The following is a 19,411-nucleotide window of genomic DNA, read 5'->3' as shown; positions in this document are numbered from 1 at the left end:
GATAAATTGAGCAGATGATTATCAGTTAATCAGCAATAGATTTTATTGAGTGACAGCATTTGGTAAGATGTGGCCATAAAAAATCGATAATTACCTTACATAAGGAAGTCCTATGCGTATTAGCGCGAATTTTGATGGCGGCAACATTGAGACTATCAATTTAGACAAACACGATGACATTCAACTTGCTATTCGACCAGATGAAGGTGGTGAGTTTTATCAATGGTTTAACTTCCGTATGGAAGGTGAAATCGGTCAAACTTACACATTGAACATTATGAATGCGGGTACTGCATCTTATCCAAAAGGTTGGGAAGATTATCAAGCGGTAGCCAGTTACGATCGTCAACATTGGTTCCGTCTGCCAACGAGTTATCAAGATGGAAAGCTTTCTATTCAAGTTGATTTAGATTGTGAAGCGATTCAAATTGCTTACTTTGCACCATACAGTTACGAGCGTCATCTAGATCTGATTAGCTCTGTACAATTACATCCTGCTGTTAGCCTCGAAAACTTGGGCTTAACGCTAGATGGCCGTGACATGAGCCTATTAAAAATTGGCGATAACGATCCAGCTAAAAAGAACATTTGGATTACGGCCAGACAGCATCCAGGCGAAACAATGGCAGAATGGTTAATAGAAGGGCTATTAAACCAATTATTAGACAGCGATTGCCCAACGGCCAAGTTGTTACTTGATAAAGCTAATTTCTATATCGTGCCAAACATGAATCCAGATGGAAGCGTCAGAGGCCATTTACGTACGAATGCTGTTGGTACTAACTTAAACCGTGAGTGGGAGTCGCCTAGTTTAGAGCGAAGCCCTGAGGTTTATTATGTTACCAATAAGATGAAAGAGACGGGTGTCGATTTATTCTATGATGTTCACGGTGATGAAGGTTTACCTTACGTGTTTGTTGCTGGCTGTGAAGGTGCACCAAATTACACTCCACATATGGCCAAGTTACAAGAACAGTTCCTTGCAGCGTTAGGTATGGCAAGTGCTGATTTCCAAACTAAATATGGTTATGACAAAGATGAGCCAGGCAAAGCGAACTTAACCGTTGGTTCTAACTGGGTTGGTAACACCTTTAAGTGTCTTGCAAATACGTTAGAAATGCCATTTAAAGATAATGATAACTTACCTGATCCTGTTGTCGGTTGGTCTCCTGCGCGATGCGAATACCTTGGGGAAGCTTCGTTAGTGGCGATGCTTGCCGTAGTAGACAATTTAAGCGAGTAATCAATTATGGCGTTAATTGAATGTCCTTCGTGCCAAAAACGTATTTCTAGCAAAGCGAAAGAGTGTCAGCATTGCAAAGTGAAAGTCGATGGTGATAATCAATCTGCCCGTGTGATAAGTCATATACAACAATCTAATAAGTTAATGACACATAGCTTTGTGTTTTTAACGTTATTTATAGCAGGTGTTGTTATTTGGTTTTGGGGTGGTGAACCAGCAACCGGAATGACGTCGTATATTGCTGTGGGTTGTTTCGTGTTTGGCTTCGTAGGCTATACGATTACGCGAGCTAGAATTGTCTTACATAAACGGAAAAGTGTATGAACGATATCAACAAAGTGATTGATGAAATGCCAGATGAAGTTTATCAGCGTCTTCGCTCTGCTGCGGAAACAGGTAAATGGGAAGATGGCACGGCATTATCGCCAGAACAAAAAGAATCAACATTACAGGTAGTCATGTTATATCAAGCGCGCAAACTTGAACAAACTGATCACTTTACTATTGGTGCTGGTGGTAAGATAAATGAGTTGTCTAAATCTGAACTTAAAAAACAATTCCGTGGTGAATCAATCGCTGAATTCAAAGAATCAGATATTTAAAGGCAGTAATACATCGCTCAATATGTGAGTTTGATATTTTTCATATAAATCTATCGAATTTGATGAGAATATTTGATTCACAAATAAGCCACTATTTGCAGTGGCTTTTTTATTATCTATTGTTTTACTTTAGAAATTTGTCTTTACTCGGTTAATTCACCAAGCAGATTCTGCTTCATTGCAAATTTTACTTCTGCAGCGGTCAAATCTTTTGATAGCAAATAATGGAGTTTTGCTAATGCCGCTTCAATGGTCATATCTGCGCCGCTAATCACTCCGGCTTGAGCTAATGCATTGCCTGTTGCATAACCTCCCATGTTGACTTTACCTTGAAAACACTGAGTCAAGTTAACAATGACAATGCCACGTTCGTCAGCTTGCTTTAACGTATCTAATAAAGCGTTATCTTGTGGTGCATTCCCTACACCAAATGTCAGCAAAATAAGCGCTTTAACAGGTTGCATTAATATGTTGTTGAATATCTCAGTCGAAATACCAGGATAAAGGGTTATGACGCCAACAGGTTGGGGACTGATTTCAATAACATCTAAGGCTTGCGTTGTAGGTTCAGATATTTTGCCTGCACGTAAGTTAATTTTAATACCAGCTTCTAGCAGTATTGGAAAATTCGGTGAAGCGAAAGCGTCAAAGCCATCAGCATGGGCTTTTGTAGAACGATTACCTCTAAACAGTTTGTTATTAAAGAATAAACATACTTCAGCGACAGGGTAGTTGGCTGCAATATAGAGTGAGTTTAATAAGTTTGTTTGGCCATCTGAACGTAGCTGAGCTAAAGGAATTTGAGAGCCTGTTACAATAACTGGTTTAGATAGCCCTTGTAGCATAAAAGAGAGAGCAGATGCCGTGTATGCCATGGTATCTGTGCCATGTAGAATGACAAAGCCATCATATTTATCATAATTAGCTTTAATGTCATTTGCGATCAACTGCCAATCAGTCGGTGCCATATTTGAAGAGTCTATTAATGGCGAATATTCGTTTATGACAAAGTCGGGCATTTCTTCATGATAAAACTCAGGCATAGATTTAACGCAATCTGTTAGAAATCCAGCAACAGGGGCGAATCCATTGTCGGTTTTTCGCATACCAATAGTACCGCCAGTATAAGCGACGTAAATTGAGCGTTTAATCATGCTTGTTGTCATGTTCGTGCATTTCTCAGGGCTGATATTTGATGAATCGTTAAATTATACGTGTCTAACTGAATAAAACCCAATAAAAAAGCCCGTAAAACGGGCTTTTTTGAATATTCTATATTTTAAAGGTTTTGCCAGTCTTCTGGCTGTTTAAGGCAAAAACTGTTTAAAGGTTACAATTTTCGCAATACAAATACATGCCTTTAGGATCATCAAACATGCTGAATTCATCAACTACAGTTTGCCATTCACCTAGCATTTGATTTAGAACAGGTGATTGAGTTGATGCTTCTGGTAGATAGGTTGCTACTGAGGCAAGCATTTGTTGTACAAACTCTTGTTCTGCAGTTAACTCTTGTTCGATAACTTTTGTATCAAATACCTCAATTTGTGCCATTTCAGCTGCTTTAGCAATGGCGCTGTCCATATCACCAAGTGCATCGACAAGTCCTAACTCGACAGCTCTTGTACCAGACCAAACTCGGCCCTGAGCAATTCTGTCTACTTGATCTAGGCTCATATTTCTTTCTTTAGCAACTAACGAAATAAATTCTTGATACCCATGTTCAATATGTCGTTGAACGACTGCTGCTACATTAGGATCTAAAGCTCGGGTTGCTGAAATACCAGCCCAATCTGAAGTCGATACCCCATCTGAATGGATCCCCCAGTTAGATAGGACATTTTCAAATGTGGCAAACATACCGAAGATACCTATTGAACCAGTTAAGGTTGTTGGTGTTGCATAGATATAATCCGCACTTGCAGAAATCCAGTAACCGCCCGATGCCGCTAAACTGCCCATACTGACAACAACAGGCTTGCCTGCTTGCTTTAATGCGATAACTTCTTGACGAATTTTTTCAGAAGCAAAAGCACTGCCGCCAGGACTATCAACTCGTAATACAACCGCTTTTACTTTTTCATCAAAGCGCGCTTTGCGCAGAAGAGCTGAAGTACTTTCGCCCCCTATCTGGCCAGCTTGTTGGGTACCATTTAAAATATTACCTTTCGCAACAATAATACCAACTGAGTCTTTCTCGATAAGGGCTGGAAGCGGTTTTACAGCGTTATAGTATTCGGTAAAAGAAACTTGTTTGAAGTTATCGCCGTCACTATCAGCGCCCACTTTTTCAACCATGGCAAGTCTGAAAGATTCATCAGATGCCAGTTCATCTACCCAGTTTAATTTTATTGCAAGTTGAGCTGAGTCGCCGGATACACTGTCTAGCTCAGTTAGATAACGATTGGGACTTAGTACAATATTGTCTGGAGCGATGTTACGGTTTGTCGCTACGATTGATTCGTAACTTTGCCAAATATCGCCTAATAATGCCTGACTTGCTTCTTTAGCTGGCGCTGACATGTCATCACGAATAAAAGGTTCTACAGCAGACTTAAATGTACCAACACGAAAAACATGGGTGCTGACATTTAATTTTTCTAATGCTGATTTATAAAACAAGCGATAACTGCTTAAACCTTCAAGAGAAACAGCCCCTTTATTATTAAGATAAATGGTGTCCGCGTAACTTGCTAAGAAATATTGGTTCTGTTCATAGTAGTTACCAAAAGCGACGACAGACTTGCCTGCTTGTTTAAATTTATTCAATGCATCGCCAATAGCCGTCATCTTACTGATACCAGCAGAGCGCAAGTGCTGCATGTTAATGACGATGGTATTGATACGAGGATCTTGAATAGCACTGTCTATGACGTAAATGATGTCGGATAACAACATTTCGCCCTCTGGATCATTGCCTTTACTTTGTTTAAATACCGCTTCAATAGGATCAACATGACGCTTTTGGTCAACGATAGTGCCAGCAAGATTGAGCATAAGTGCAGATTGGTTTTCGATGACAATTTCTTCTTCAGCACTTAACGCGACAACGATAATAGCAATTAAACCAAAAAAGATAAGATTGAGAATGACTTTACGTATCCCGTTGATGGTTTTCCAAATCAAAGAGAAAATTCGTTTAATCAGTGAGGGTTTAGCGGACATTAAGCCACTCCTATAGCATTTCATTACTATTATGCTAACTGAAAAAGCTTGGCTATGGGAAATTGAATTGTAACGGTTTTTAACAATAGCAAAGCGAAAGCATTGAGCTTAACAAAATCTCGTTGTATGCTAGTTTAAATCACTTGTTTAAAAAGGATGTTTGAATGTCGTTTCCACATTTACTAGAACCCTTAGATTTAGGCTTCACTCAATTAAAAAATCGAGTGTTAATGGGCTCCATGCATACTGGCTTAGAAGAAGAAAAGGGCGGATTTGAGAAACTGGCTGCGTTTTATAAAGAACGTGCAGCAGGTGGCTGTGGGCTAATCGTAACTGGCGGTATCGCGCCTAACTTTCGTGGACGCCTAGCACCTCATGCTTGCCAATTAAGTTTTCCTTGGCAAGTTAAGAAGCATCGCATTGTCACAAAGGCTGTCCATGAAACTGATGGTAAAATCTGTATGCAGATCCTCCATGCTGGTCGTTATGGTTATCATCCTTTTTCACAAGCACCGAGTAAAATTAAATCGCCAATTACACCATTTACGCCTTCAAAAATGTCATCTAGACAAGTTGCTGGAACAATTAAAGATTATGCATCCAGTGCTGCGCTTGCTAAAAAAGCGGGCTATGACGGTGTAGAAGTAATGGGCTCAGAAGGCTATCTCATTAATCAATTCATTAGCTCTCGTACCAATAAACGTACTGACGAATGGGGTGGCAGCTTTGTTCAACGTGCACGTTTCCCATTAGAGATAGTCAAAGCTATCCGTGAGAAGGTGGGCAAAGAATTTATCATAATATTCAGACTATCAATGTTGGATTTAGTTGATAACGGTTCGACATGGGATGAAGTCGTTAAATTAGCAAAATGGTTAGAGCGTGAAGGTGTTTCAATTATCAATACTGGTATTGGTTGGCATGAAGCGCGAGTACCTACAATTGCGACAAGTGTTCCAAGAGGGGCATTTTCTTGGGTGACTGAGAAACTTAAATCTGAAGTGTCAGTTCCTTTGATTGCAACTAACCGTATCAATACGCCTGAAATTGGCGAATCAATCATTGCTTCTGGGCAAGCAGATATGGTTTCAATGGCAAGACCTTTCCTTGCGGATGCAGAGTTTGTTAATAAAGCCGCTGCTGGGCAAAGTGAACTTATCAATACTTGTATTGGTTGTAACCAAGCTTGTTTAGATCATACGTTTTCAATGAAGCGTGCTACTTGCCTTGTTAACCCTCGCGCTTGCTATGAAACAGAAATCAATTTCACCCCAACGCAACACAAAAAACGTTTAGCAGTTATGGGAGCAGGTCCTGCTGGCATGGCATTTTCGGTATATGCAGCGTCACGTGGGCATGAAGTGGTTTTATTTGAAGCTAAAAATGAAGTTGGCGGCCAGTTTAATTTGGCACGTAAGATCCCAGGTAAGGAAGAGTTTGACGAAACCATCCGCTATTTCAACAACCAAATGAAGCTACACAAGGTTGAATTACGTTTAAATACTCGTTTAGATTTGGATGTTTTAGCGAATGAAAAATTTGATGAAGTGATCGTCGCTTCAGGTGTTGTCCCGCGTGCACTTGATCTCCCTGGTTTTGATAGCCCTAAAGTTGTCGATTATCAGCAAGTTCTGAAAGGAGAAGTCTATATTGGCGAGAAAGTGGCGCTGATTGGTGCGGGCGGTATCGGATTTGATATGGCACATTTTTTATGTGAACGTGAGTCGAGCACATTACAACCGGACAAATGGCTTGAGCAGTGGGGCATTGATAAAACCTATCAACATCCAGGCGGCTTAACTGAGGAGTCTGAACATAAACCAGATCGCGAAGTTTACTTACTGCAACGTAAGACGACTAAGATGGGGAAAGGCCTCGGTAAAACAACCGGCTGGATCCACAGAAGTGTTCTTAAACAGCATAAAGTGAACATGAAAACGGGTGTGAGCTATGAGAAATTTGACACTGAAGGCTTACACATCAAGGTAGGGGAAGAATCCGAAGTACTGCGAGTTGATAATGTTGTACTGTGTGCAGGTCAAGAGTCTAACCGCACGCTTGTAGACGATATGAAATCAACTGGCTTACCAGTGCATTTGATTGGCGGTGTTGATGTTGCTGCTGAACTGGATGCTAAACGAGCAATTCGACAAGGTGCTGAACTAGCAATGGCTATTTAACCACTGAATCTAATAAGGTTCTAATCGTTAACTTAATAAAACCTAGCAAATTGCTAGGTTTTTTGTTTTTATTAAACGCCATATTTTATTAATGATACGAATATAAATGGACGAAATAAAAGGTATTTTCAAGTCTTGGCATAATGAGGTTGATACCAAGCAAGTGTTTAACTTTACGCTCAATGCCCCTAGTGCTGAGGAATTTAACCGATTAAGAACAGAAACGGGTTGGGGAACGGCTCCAGTTGATACAGTAAACAATAGCCTAAATAATTCTTTATTTTTCGTTTGTGTCTTCCAAGAGACTAGATTGATTGCCACCGGCAGAGTCATTGGTGATGACGGGCTGTTTTTCTATATTCAAGATGTCATTGTGGCTAAAGCCTACCAAGGTAGTGGCTTGGGACATTTTATTATGCAAGCTATCGAAATGTATTTAACTCAACAAGTCACACAAGGTACTACAGTGGGTCTATTTTGCGCGCAAGGCAAAGAAGGGTTTTATAAAAAATATCAATATTTAGTAAGAGATGGCTCAGAATTAGGGTTTGGTATGTGTAAGTTTTATTGATACTTTTTATGATGTGTTTTCAATATGATTTTAAATAAAGGAACGACGATGGCTAAAAATGTTGTTATTACCGGTGCGAACAGAGGGATTGGTTTAGCATTGGCTAAATTATTTAAGCAACAGGGTGATAAAGTGTTTGCTTTATGCCGCCACACTTCAGATGAGCTTGAACAGCTAGACGTGAATGTTATCACTCAAATTGATGTTGCAACTGATGAAGGCATACATAATATGCAAACTTCTTTAGCGGGAGTGAATATTGATGTTTTGATATGTAATGCAGGCATTTTACGTGATGAGCAATTAACACACTTAAACCTTGACACCATTAGGCAGCAATTTGAAATTAATGCATTGGCACCACTTCGCATTGTTGCCGCACTAAATCATCAACTGAATGCTGGCGGCAAAGTCGCTATGATCACTTCACGTATGGGATCAATCGAGGATAATACCTCTGGAGGGCGATATGGGTATCGTATGTCTAAAGCTGCTCTTAATGCCGCATCGATGTCGCTAAGCCATGATTTATCTCCAAAACAAATAGCGGTTGGCATATACCACCCTGGTTATGTTCAAACCGATATGGTAAATCACGGAGGCGATATTTCGGCCTTAGAGTCAGCAAGTCGACTGGTAGGGCTAATTAACTCACTGGATATGACAACAACTGGTGTATTCAAACATTCAAACGGACAAACATTACCTTGGTAAAATTTGTATGCTCTGTTTTTATCTTTTCTATGGTATTGGGCATCACACTTTTTGAGTATTTAGATTAAAACAAGCTTAACCGCTCGTTTTGTATGCAATATGTCGTAAATTTTAAGTTTAGTTACAGACTGTATATTTAATATGTAATGCTAATAATTATATCAAGGTGCTATTGAATAAAACTGTGATAGTTAGATTCAATCAGTGCCATAGTGAGGAATAGGGAATCATGACGACGAAAACAGAATCTGGGGATAATGCACCCGGATTGCTCGGTAGAGCGCTAGACAGTATTGAAAGGGTTGGTAATAAACTACCAGATCCTGCAATGCTATTCTTAATTTTAATGTTTGCTGTTTGGGTGATATCAGCCTTGTTATCTGGCGTCAGTTTTGATGCGATAGATCCAAGAACCGATAGCCCAATTGTTATTAATAACTTATTAAGTGCAACTGCGTTAACAGAATTTTTAACTTCAATGGTGAAAACATTCACCGCATTTGCACCGTTAGGTGTTGTACTGGTTGCAATGCTAGGTGTGGGGATTGCTGAGCAGTCAGGTTTTATCAATACTGCATTAAAACAAATGCTTAAAGTCACACCTGCTAAGCTATTAACGCCAGCGGTTGTTGTGGTCGGTATTATTTCGCATACCGCAACAGATGCGGGCTATGTTGTAGTAATACCACTTGCGGGTGTTATATTCTTTACCGTTGGTCGCCACCCACTTGCTGGTATTGCAGCGGCTTTTGCTGGTGTTTCTGGTGGATTCTGTGCCAACTTTATTCCATCAGGTATCGATCCTTTATTACAAAGCTTTACCCAGTCAGCAGCCCAGATTGTCGATCCTGATATTCAAATTAACCCATTGAATAATTGGTTTTTCGCGGCATCTTCGTGTATTCCGATTACCTTAGTGATTTGGTATTTAACCGATAAAATTTTAGAGCCAAGATTAAATAAAACGCACAAAGTAGAACGTGACCAAGTTGACTTACCAGCAATGGAAGAAGCAACACCAAAAGAAATGCGTGCATTTAGTGTGGCTTCTCTTGTTATGTTCGTTGCAATCATTGGTTTTTTCTCGCTTACCATTCCTGAAACTTCAACACTGCGAGATGAGCATGGTTCACTGACTAGCTTTGGTGCGCCGTTAATGCAATCTATTGTGCCATTGATTTTCATATTCTTTATGCTTCCGGGGGTAGTATATGGTTATATGACTGGCAGCTTTAAGTCGTCTGCAGACATCGTGCATGCAATGTCTAAATCCATGAGCGGCATGTCGCATTACATCGTAATGGCATTTTTCTGTGCTCAGTTTGTTGCTGCTTTTTCGGCGTCTAATTTAGGTGCATTAATTGCTGTTGAAGGAGCAGGTGGCCTTAAGGCGCTCAACCTTCCAGCTGAAGTGACCGTGGTCGGGATGATTATTTTAGTTGGATTTGTTAACTTATTCGTTGGGTCATCTTCTGCAAAATGGGCGTTGATTGGCCCAGTACTTGTGCCAATGTTAATGCAGCTAAACATTAGTCCAGACTTATCGCAAGCGGCTTACCGTATTGGTGACTCAAGTTCAAACATCATTACGCCATTAATGCCTTATTTCCCACTTGTCGTCGTATATTGTCAGCGCTATGTCAAAGGTATTGGGATAGGGACCTTAATCTCGATGATGTTGCCATTTAGTTTGGCACTTTTATCAATATGGAGTACATGGCTACTCATATACTGGTCCATTGGTTTACCTTTAGGACTAGGTGCAAGTTACACTTATTAACTGATTTTAAAATGAAAGTAGCGATATTATTCGCTACTTTTTTTTGGGGCCAACAAAAAGTCTTTTCATAAAACTAAAAGATTTAGAGGTCATTACAGTTAACATTTTTAACTTCGCAAGCTAGTGCAGTTAAGTTGTTTCTGCCTATAATTGTTGTATATCAATTAAAAGATTAATTTTATTAAAATCATTTATGCCAAAGATCAATATTGATTCAAGTTATGGAGTTATCATTATTCAGGACATGAATGCTGTTCATGTTGATGAACGATATGCTCAAATATATGGTTATAATTCAGCCAAAGAACTACTTACCAGCATCGATTCTTTTCTTGACCTTTTACCTGCAGAAAACCATCAAATTGCCACTCAAAACTACCATGACATAGTCAATGGAACACTTTATCCACGTGGTCATACATTCGTTAATATTGACAGAAATGGCCGAGAGTTCACGGTTTTTTCAGTGGATCATTTAATTGAATGGCAAGGACGTCCAGCATTACAGGTGACAGTGATTGATCTTTCAGTGTTAGTCGAAGCCAATAAGCGCATACGTGAAAAAGACCTAATGTATAAGCGGCTCATTACACGATCAGGTCAAGGTATTATGGTGCATCGGGAATTTAAGCCACTGATGGTAAACCAAGCCTGTGTAAAGCATTTACACGCAGACTCAATAGAGCAAGTGATGAGTTTGAGCTCGCTACTCACACTCATTCCTAAAACAGTTCAACAACAGGCCAAGCAGCATTATCAAGATATTGTTAATGGCGTGGCTGTTGGCAGTAACAGTGTGGTCGAAAATATCTGCTTTGATGGCATAAATCGATTTTTTAATATTTATGACAACCTTATTGAGTGGGACGGAGAACCTGCAGTACAAGTCGTAATGGAAGATGTAACCGAGAAAGTACAATTAGAAAAAGAACTGGCATTTAAAGCAAGTCATGATGGTTTGACGCACCTTTTAAATCGCAGTGCAGTGCAAGAATGGTTACAGAAACATATTGAAATCAGTGACCAGTTGACCTGTGTTTTACTTGATATTGATAATTTCAAATTAGTTAATGATACTCATGGTCATCACAATGGCGATCTCGTTATTCAAGCTCTTGCTGAAATTATACGTGATGCGTTTGCAGATCATAGTGGGGCTGTTGGTCGTTGGGGGGGAGAAGAGTTTATTGCATTCTTACCTTCAGCAAACCAACAAGCCGCATTACAAACTGCTGAAGTGATAAGAAGTCGTTTTGCTGAAAGGCATTTTAACGATTCTACTCATTCATTTTCTGTTTCAGTGAGCATCGGTTTAGCTGAGTCAAGTGACTGCTGCATGATGAACGATGTTGAGAGTTTAATAAAACTCACTGATAAACGTTTATATATTGCTAAATCCCAAGGCAAAAATACTATTTGTAGCGAAGGGTAATTTATACCATAACAGCTTATTCTTACCTTATTGAGTCGAATTTACATCTTAATTTAATTGCTCCATGATATTCATTATTGATAATAATTGGAGCAAACAATGACTTTCTTAGCATCAAACACATCACATTGTCAGTTCATATCAAGCTTTCGCTTATTGTGTTTTCTGACTTTGTTCTTGTCGGTTTCGTCTCTATGGGCTTCAGAAACCGTTACCAAGGTCAAAGATAACCCGAAATTTGATCCTGCATTAGCTAGCGAAGTTGGCGCAGATGAGTATGGCATGAAGCAATACGTTGTTGCATTCTTGAAACGAGGACCCAATCACGAACGAAGTGAGGAGGATGCCTTAGCTTTGCAAAAATCTCATATGGACAATATTACTAAGTTAGCCAATGAAGGAAAATTAGTTCTGGCTGGGCCTTTTCTTGGTAACGATGATTTACGAGGAATTTATATTTTTGATGTAAAAACCGTTGCTGAAGCCAAATTACTCACTGAATCAGATCCCGCCATTAAAGCTGGTAGCCTTACTTTGGAGTTAAAGCCTTGGTATGGCAGCGCTGCATTAATGAAAGTAAATCAGTTACATCAGCAAATGTCTAAAAAGCTGATGTAATGATAGATTGCTGATTAGTTATGTAGTACGTTTATCCGTTTATTTTCTGACAAAATTAATGGCGTCAGAATAAGACATAAGGCGACATTAGAAAGTGGCACTGATAGCCATATACCGTTGACGCCAATCAAGTTGGGCAACGTGAGTAAAAACGGAATTTGTATTGCCATATTAGCCATCGAAATAAACAATGACTTATTTCCTTGATTGACAGCCATAAAATACATGGTTGCGATAAAAATAAACCCATCCAGTACTAACGCAAATAAATGTAGACGCATACCGATTAAAGTTTCAGCCATAAGAGCATTATCATGATTACTGAAAAAACCTATGACAAAGTTGGGAAAAATATTTATAAATAAAACGGTAAAAACCCCCAGAATAGCAACAACTTTTACGGTCAGTTTCACTGTTTGTTTGATCTGTGGGATCTGCTTTGCACCGTAATAGTAACTAACAGGGGGCTGCATACCGCCAGCTATACCTTCTGCTAATAAATAAAAAGTCGTTGCAACGTAACCTACAATTGCAAAAGCAGCAACATGAACTGCCGAGCCATATTGCATAAAAAGGAAATTATGAAGTGCAATAATGAAGCTAAAGTACATAAACATAATCAAACTCGAACTGCCCAACACGAGTATTTTTTGTAGCTGTTTAAACTTAATATCTTTATAAGAAAACTTAAACCTGGTGTTAGCTTTCCTCGAAAAGAAGTAGTAAAAACCGAGTAGCATCACAATGGCTTGAGAAATCAATGTCGCAATTGCTGCGCCTGTTAGTCCTAAAGGATAAACAGCGATTAATAAGTAATCCAATGCGATATTCATGACTGCGCCAATCATTAACAACATAGTGGCAAAACCGGGCTGTTCATCATTTCTCACGAGTAAAGGCATTGCTGTAGCTGCAGTTGTAAAAAAAGCGCCATAGGCAAATACTTCGATATAATCTGATGCCATGATAAAGCTTTGTCCATCTGCTGCTTGCAGGAGCAATAACGTCTCACCGAAGAAGTGAATGAAAATTGCTGATGCGATACTCATTATGCCAATTAATACTATGGCATGGCTAAGTACTTTTTGTCCTTCTAAAGGCTTTTTCTCGCCACGGGTGATGGATAGTAAACTACCAGCGCCCATACCTATCATCATGCCAACACCCACAACACAGCATATAATTGGCCAAGCCATGTTAATGCCTGCTAAGCCTTCAAATCCTACATAATGACCAACGAAAATCCCATCAATGATTTGATATAAGCCACTCACCAACATTGCTGCAATGGATGGAATAGCGTATTTCCAAAAATGCTGTTTAACAGTTAATTGATCAATTGACGCTGTTGATATTGCTAACATGATTTTCTCAATACTATCGGGATACAAAATAATATTGTTTATTATAATCTGATTTTAGATAGGAAAAAGTTAGTATCCATCCGATATTCGGATAGTTATAATGATTGGAATGAGCCATTACGGTTGGATAAAAGATGAACTGGTCTATAGAACAATTAAAAGCATTTGTTGCCGCTGCCAATACTGGTTCGTTTTCAGCTGCGTCACGTGATTTAGGTAAAGCGCAATCAAGAGTCAGTACGGCAATTTCAAATTTAGAAATTGATTTAGGCTTTAAGCTATTTGATCGTAGCCACCGTTTACCTGTGCTAACAGAGCAGGGGGAACAGTTATTAATTGAAGCTAAAGCCGTGATTGCGCAGTGTGAGCGTTTAAACTCAAGAGCAATGTCAGTTCAAACAAATAACGAATTAGCATTAACCATTGCGATTGACGAAGCTGTCCCAATTTCTACTTTCGAAGTTTTTTTTGATAAAACGGCTGAGACTTTTCCATTGTTGAAACTCACTATTTTAAATGGCTCAAGGGATGATATTGCCCATTGGGTAGATATTGGAAAAGCGGACTTAGGTGTGTTATTTCAAGGCGAGCAACTTTGTGAACGTCTAGAGTTTTTTACTATTGATAGCTTTCATCAATCTCTTATCGTATCGGTTGATCATCCATTAGCAGATATCCCGGTTCCAAACATATCGCAGCTAAATGAATATCGACAACTGGTAATTTGTGACTTGCAAACTGCAAGTAAACCCATATCTGCAAATTGTTGGCATGTTGACAGTTACTATTACATGACATCCCTTGTTACTCGTGGCTTGGGTTGGGCGTTGGTTCCAGAACATATTGCCGGTTCTCAGTGGTATTCAGGTGAAATAAAAGAGTTGAGCACTTACCATATACCCGAATCATTGTTGATTGAAATGGGGTTAGTTAAACGACGAGACAAAGGTGCTGGCAATATTATGAATTGGATGTTTGCTGAACTTGAAGCTATGTTTCTTGAGGCTAAAAAGAACAAAAATTAGGGTTAACTATTTATCTTAGCGACTTTTTTGTTGATATTTGGATTATTACGGTGATGAGATAATCGGTAAAAACGAATACTTGCTATTGAAAATTGAAACGAACGAGAAGGTTCGTTTCATATTTAATCGAGTGTAATCAGTGTTTTGTTATGCTGAACATAAAGGTTACTTGGTTCATCTGTAGTGAGATCGAGATCTAGGTTCGTCTCAGGTACACAGCAACAAGGCAAGCATTCATCAGCTTCTAGTTCGACCAAAGGTTCAGAAATATAAGTCACTGAACCTTTATTGATACGAGTTTTACACGAACCGCAAAAACCATTTCTGCACTCAGAAAAGATATTTACTTTTTTTATCTCGAGTACATCTAGTAAGGTGTGTTGCTGTTGATTAAACAACAACACTGGCTCACCATTTAAACTAACAATAGGTGCTTTTTTGAAGTTGGGCTTATAGGTCAAAGTCAGAAAACTCATCGCTGTCAACGGCCGAATCAATTTGACCAACTAAGTAAGATGAGACTTCAACTTCTTGTGGTGCCACTTGTACAGCATCACTTTCAAGCCAGTTTTTCATCCATGGTAACGGGTTAGTTTGTTCAGCATAGGGTTGAGGCAAGTTAACGGCTTTCATACGTTGGTTAGTAATGTACTCAACGTACTGACATAAAATTTGCTCATTTAAACCGATCATTGAACCGTCTTTGAATAAGTATTTAGCCCATTCTTTCTCTTGCTCTGCTGCTTTATAAAAAATGTCGTAGGCTTGATCGTGACACTCTTTGGCAATTTCACCCATTTCAGGATCATCTTTGCCGCCTTGCATAATATTAAGAATATGCTGAGTGCTATTTAAATGTAAGGCTTCATCACGGGCAATTAAACGAATAATTTTCGCATTGCCTTCCATTAATTTACGTTCAGCAAAAGCAAATGAACATGCAAAACTGACATAAAAACGAATCGCTTCTAATGCATTTACAGACATCATGCATAAATACAGAGACTTTTTAAGGATACGTGGACTAACAGTGATTTCTTTACCGTTAACCAGATGTGTTCCTTCACCATGTAAATTAAGCACTTGGGTCAGTTCAATTAAATCATCGTAGTATTGAGCAATATCACCTGCACGTTTTAAAATTTCTTTATTCACCACGATATCATCAAATACGACAGACGGATCATTAACAATATTACGAATAATGTGGGTATAAGAACGCGAGTGAATTGTTTCTGAAAAAGACCAAGTTTCAATCCATGTTTCTAATTCAGGTAACGATACTAACGGTAATAACGCCACATTCGGTGAGCGACCTTGAATAGAATCTAATAATGTTTGGTACTTAAGGTTTGAAATGAAAATGTGTTTTTCATGTTCTGGTAAACCTTGGTAATCAATTTTGTCTTTGCTTACGTCTACTTCTTCTGGGCGCCAGAAAAAAGATAATTGCTTTTCAATTAGCTTTTCAAAAACTTCATATTTTTGTTGATCATAACGAGCAACGTTAACTGACTGTCCCATGAACATAGGTTCGTTCATCGGATTATTTGGTGTTTGACAAAAAGTAGAATAAGCCATTTATATATCCTAAAAAAGCGGGGATAAGTCCCCGCATTTAAATGCAAATTGTTGAATTAAATCTTACAAGCGCCGCCTGCACAGCCATCATCTTCTTTCTCAACGACGGTAATGTCGTCAAGGTTGTCTGATGCTCCATCACGGGTGTTGTGGTAGTAAAGTGTTTTAACACCAAGTTTATAGGCTGTTAATAGATCTTTCAGCAAAGTTTTCATCGGTACTTTTTGACCGTCAAAACGTGTTGGATCGTAGTTCGTGTTAGCCGAAATTGCTTGGTCGACGAATTTTTGCATGATACCAACGAGCTGTAAATAACCATCATTATTTGGCATATTCCACAGCAATTCATATTGATGTTTTAGCTCATCAAAGTCAGGTACGACTTGCTTTAATTGCCCATCCTTACTTGCTTTAACGCTGATTAAGCCACGTGGCGGCTCGATGCCATTTGTTGCATTAGAAATTTGCGAAGACGTTTCTGATGGCATTAATGCTGATAGAGTAGAGTTACGTAAGCCGTGAGCTTTAATGTCACTACGTAATCCTTCCCAATCCATATGTAATGGTTCATCACAGATTTTGTCTAAATCACGCTTATATGTGTCAATTGGTAAAACACCTTCAGCGTAAGTCGTTTCATTAAATAAAGGACATGCACCTTGCTCTTTTGCTAGGTTCATAGAAGCTTTGAGTAAGTAGAACTGAATCGCTTCAAATGTCTTATGGGTTAAGTTATTACCAGAGCCATCAGAATATTTCATGCCATTTTTCGCAAGGTAATTTGCGAAGTTAATAACGCCTATACCTAGCGTTCTACGGTTCATAGAACCCAGTTGAGCAGAGATAATTGGGTAATCTTGATAATCAAGTAAATTATCTAATGCACGAACGGCTAGGTCTGCAAGCGGTTCTAATTCAGATAAGTCTTTGATAGCACCCAAGTTAAGCGCTGATAAAGTACATAATGCAATTTCACCATTAGGATCTTCAATGTTACGCATTGGCTTAGTTGGTAAAGCGATTTCTAAACAAAGGTTAGACTGTTTAATTGGCGCTACTTGCGGGTCAAATGGACTATGAGTATTACAGTGATCAACATTTTGAATATAGATTCGGCCAGTTGATGCTCGTTCTTGCATCATTAATGAAAATAATTCAACAGCTTTAATCTCTTTACGACGAATGCTGCTATCCGCTTCGTATTGAAGATATAGGCGCTCAAACTCTACTTGGTCAGCGAAGAATGCATCGTATAACCCAGGTACATCAGATGGGCTAAATAAGCTAATATTTTCAGACTTAATTAAACGTTGGTACATCAATTTGTTTAATTGCACGCCGTAATCTAAATGACGAACACGGTTATCTTCTACACCACGGTTATTTTTAAGCACAAGAAGTGATTCAACCTCTAGGTGCCATAATGGGTAAAATAATGTGGCTGCGCCGCCACGAACTCCGCCTTGTGAGCAAGACTTTACCGCAGTTTGGAAATATTTATAAAACGGTAAGCAACCAGTGTGGAATGCTTCACCGCCTCGGATTGGGCTACCTAAAGCTCGAATACGACCTGCGTTAATACCAATACCCGCACGTTGACTTACGTATTTTACAATTGAAGATGCTGTCGCATTGATTGAATCAAGGCTATCGTCACATTCAATTAATACGCACGAACTGAATTGACGAGTAGGGGTGCGCACACCAGCCATGATTGGCGTTGGAAGTGAAATTTTAAATGTCGATACGGCATCGTAGAAACGCTTAATGTAGTCAAGGCGTGTTTCTTTTGGATACTTAGCAAATAAGCAAGCAGCTACCAAGATATAGAGAAACTGTGCACTTTCGTAAATTTCATTAGTCACTCGGTTTTGAACTAAGTATTTCCCTTCGAGTTGCTTAACAGCAGCATATGAGAAGTCCATGTCACGCCAGTGGTCGATGTAGCTATCTAAGATAGTTAACTCTTCTGCTGTGTAGTCTTCGATAATGTGCTTGTCGTACTTACCCAACTCAACCAAACGATTGACTTGATCAATTAATTTTGGAGGCTCGAATTGACCGAAGGCTTTTTTACGCAGATGAAAAACAGCTAAACGCGCAGCAAGAAATTGGTAATCTGGTGACTCTGGAGAGATTAAGTCAGCTGCTGCTTTGATGATTGTTTCGTGAATAGCCTCTGTAGGAATGCCTTCAAAAAACTGTAAGTGAGAACGTAATTCTACTTCTGAAACTGATACGTTGTTTAAGCCTTTGGCTGCCCACTCGATTACGCGATGGATTTTATCTAAATCGATTGTTTCGCGTTCGCCACTGCGTTTAGTGACTGTCATATTGCTGTTCATTAAAAAGAGGCCTTGATTCGATATTTATTGGTGTAATTTATTCATTGGATCTTTTTTTATCGACTACGTTACGATCGCCAATAAATCACAATACGTCCCTTGTAAGTTGATCATCCAAATTCAATTAACAAACTAATATTGATAAAAATACTAGTGTTACAGCGAGATACTGCGCTTTTATCGCTAGTGCCTCGTATTGATGTCACACACAAGATATGGTGTTTTATAAAAACTAACATACAAGATAGTGAGGTTGGTCACCATTTGCAAGTAGGATTTTGATTAATAAGTTGTGGATATCTTCTGGATAGTCATTCAAGTTAGTAAAAGCTAACCTGCTAACGCAAAATAGCCTTTGAATTTCTCGTGACGTTGTTTTTTTAGACAGTTAACGTGATTAGATTGATCGCTAAAATATTCAGCGATCGATTGTTTTTATATAAAAATAGTTTGATTTTTTTTGTGATGTTTGAACGTAAAATGAAAAATGAGTTTTCATTTGGCTTTATGAGATAAAGTACAGTGTCATTGATGAGTTCATTGCACTAAATTGACTACTGTTATCCTTAGAACAGTGAGATAAAAAGTGAAGTGACAGCAATGCCGTTAGTACAGAAAAGTCGTTAGTAAAGAAACTCTATAGTGAGGGCATTAAAGGCTTGCTGATATGTATCGAAAGTGAGTCATGTCAATGATGCTTCAACTGCGACATTTGAAGCAGCAATTTACCAATCACTTTTGCATCATTACATTAAGATTTACATGTAAGCATTGAATTTATGAAGAGTACT

The 19,411-nt window shown here is 38.9% G+C and carries 16 protein-coding genes; 10 read left to right on the top strand and 6 right to left on the bottom strand.

Translation table 11 applies throughout. The features are described from left to right. Window positions 1-112 precede the first annotated feature (112 nt). The 3 genes from AN944_RS10645 to AN944_RS10635 are packed head-to-tail and all read left to right on the top strand — an operon-like array spanning window position 113 to window position 1,845. The gene (locus AN944_RS10645; RefSeq protein ID WP_055024592.1) at window positions 113-1,243 is read left to right on the top strand and encodes a M14-type cytosolic carboxypeptidase; all 1,131 of its coding nucleotides are present in this window, start codon (window positions 113-115) and stop codon (window positions 1,241-1,243) included. Between the two features lie 6 nt (window positions 1,244-1,249). Next, complete coding sequence (locus AN944_RS10640; protein WP_055024591.1) at window positions 1,250-1,567, top strand: hypothetical protein; 318 nt, start codon at window positions 1,250-1,252, stop codon at window positions 1,565-1,567. After that, the gene (locus AN944_RS10635) at window positions 1,564-1,845 is read left to right on the top strand and encodes a YeaC family protein (RefSeq protein ID WP_055024590.1); all 282 of its coding nucleotides are present in this window, start codon (window positions 1,564-1,566) and stop codon (window positions 1,843-1,845) included. The genes AN944_RS10640 and AN944_RS10635 overlap by 4 nt, the downstream gene beginning before the upstream one ends. A 143-nt stretch (window positions 1,846-1,988) precedes the next feature. On the opposite strand, the gene ansA is transcribed toward AN944_RS10635, so the two are convergent. Both ansA and sppA read right to left on the bottom strand, forming a co-directional pair. Further along, complete coding sequence (ansA, locus tag AN944_RS10630; protein WP_055024621.1) at window positions 1,989-2,999, bottom strand: asparaginase; 1,011 nt, start codon at window positions 2,997-2,999, stop codon at window positions 1,989-1,991. Between the two features lie 169 nt (window positions 3,000-3,168). After that, window positions 3,169-5,010 (bottom strand): signal peptide peptidase SppA, encoded by a 1,842-nt coding sequence (gene sppA, locus AN944_RS10625; RefSeq protein WP_055024589.1) that lies wholly within the window; start codon window positions 5,008-5,010, stop codon window positions 3,169-3,171. Window positions 5,011-5,174: 164 nt separating this feature from the next. Here sppA and AN944_RS10620 point away from each other — a divergent pair, with 164 nt between their 5' ends. The 6 genes from AN944_RS10620 to AN944_RS10595 all read left to right on the top strand — a co-directional run bounded on the left by AN944_RS10620 (window position 5,175) and on the right by AN944_RS10595 (window position 12,305). Then, entirely contained in the window at window positions 5,175-7,190 is a 2,016-nt protein-coding gene (locus AN944_RS10620) for an FAD-dependent oxidoreductase (protein ID WP_055024588.1), read from the top strand. Window positions 7,191-7,296: 106 nt separating this feature from the next. Beyond that, a complete protein-coding gene (locus AN944_RS10615; protein ID WP_082419985.1) occupies window positions 7,297-7,761 on the top strand; it encodes a GNAT family N-acetyltransferase in 465 nt (154 codons plus the stop codon). Between the two features lie 48 nt (window positions 7,762-7,809). Beyond that, on the top strand, window positions 7,810-8,475 hold the full coding sequence (locus AN944_RS10610) for an SDR family oxidoreductase (RefSeq protein WP_055024587.1): 666 nt from the start codon (window positions 7,810-7,812) through the stop codon (window positions 8,473-8,475). 229 nt (window positions 8,476-8,704) lie between these two features. Continuing rightward, a complete protein-coding gene (locus tag AN944_RS10605) occupies window positions 8,705-10,255 on the top strand; it encodes an AbgT family transporter (protein WP_055024586.1) in 1,551 nt (516 codons plus the stop codon). Window positions 10,256-10,448: 193 nt separating this feature from the next. Continuing rightward, window positions 10,449-11,687, top strand: coding sequence for a GGDEF domain-containing protein (locus AN944_RS10600; RefSeq protein WP_200913370.1), 1,239 nt, complete (start codon window positions 10,449-10,451; stop codon window positions 11,685-11,687). A 99-nt stretch (window positions 11,688-11,786) separates the two neighbouring features. After that, window positions 11,787-12,305 carry a YciI family protein gene (locus tag AN944_RS10595; RefSeq protein ID WP_055024584.1) on the top strand — a complete coding sequence of 173 codons (519 nt, stop codon included), beginning with the start codon at window positions 11,787-11,789 and terminating at the stop codon, window positions 12,303-12,305. Between the two features lie 14 nt (window positions 12,306-12,319). Here AN944_RS10595 and AN944_RS10590 read toward each other — a convergent pair whose 3' ends face one another. After that, on the bottom strand, window positions 12,320-13,669 hold the full coding sequence (locus AN944_RS10590; protein WP_055024583.1) for an MATE family efflux transporter: 1,350 nt from the start codon (window positions 13,667-13,669) through the stop codon (window positions 12,320-12,322). 134 nt (window positions 13,670-13,803) lie between these two features. Between AN944_RS10590 and AN944_RS10585 the strand changes: the two genes are divergently transcribed. After that, complete coding sequence (locus AN944_RS10585; RefSeq protein WP_055024582.1) at window positions 13,804-14,694, top strand: LysR family transcriptional regulator; 891 nt, start codon at window positions 13,804-13,806, stop codon at window positions 14,692-14,694. 122 nt (window positions 14,695-14,816) lie between these two features. Here the strand turns inward: AN944_RS10585 and yfaE are convergent, their stop codons facing one another. From yfaE to nrdA, 3 genes are read right to left on the bottom strand one after another with little or no spacing between them, the layout of a single operon-like run. Next, complete coding sequence (yfaE, locus tag AN944_RS10580) at window positions 14,817-15,170, bottom strand: class I ribonucleotide reductase maintenance protein YfaE (RefSeq protein WP_055024581.1); 354 nt, start codon at window positions 15,168-15,170, stop codon at window positions 14,817-14,819. Beyond that, a complete protein-coding gene (gene nrdB / locus AN944_RS10575; RefSeq protein ID WP_055024580.1) occupies window positions 15,145-16,275 on the bottom strand; it encodes a class Ia ribonucleoside-diphosphate reductase subunit beta in 1,131 nt (376 codons plus the stop codon). Before nrdB ends, yfaE begins: the two co-directional genes overlap by 26 nt. A 56-nt stretch (window positions 16,276-16,331) precedes the next feature. Further along, complete coding sequence (gene nrdA, locus AN944_RS10570) at window positions 16,332-18,620, bottom strand: class 1a ribonucleoside-diphosphate reductase subunit alpha (protein WP_055024579.1); 2,289 nt, start codon at window positions 18,618-18,620, stop codon at window positions 16,332-16,334. Window positions 18,621-19,411 lie beyond the last annotated feature (791 nt).

Source organism: Shewanella sp. P1-14-1, assembly GCF_001401775.1.
GTDB lineage: Bacteria > Pseudomonadota > Gammaproteobacteria > Enterobacterales > Shewanellaceae > Shewanella > Shewanella japonica.
This window is presented reverse-complemented; position numbering and strand designations above follow the sequence as displayed.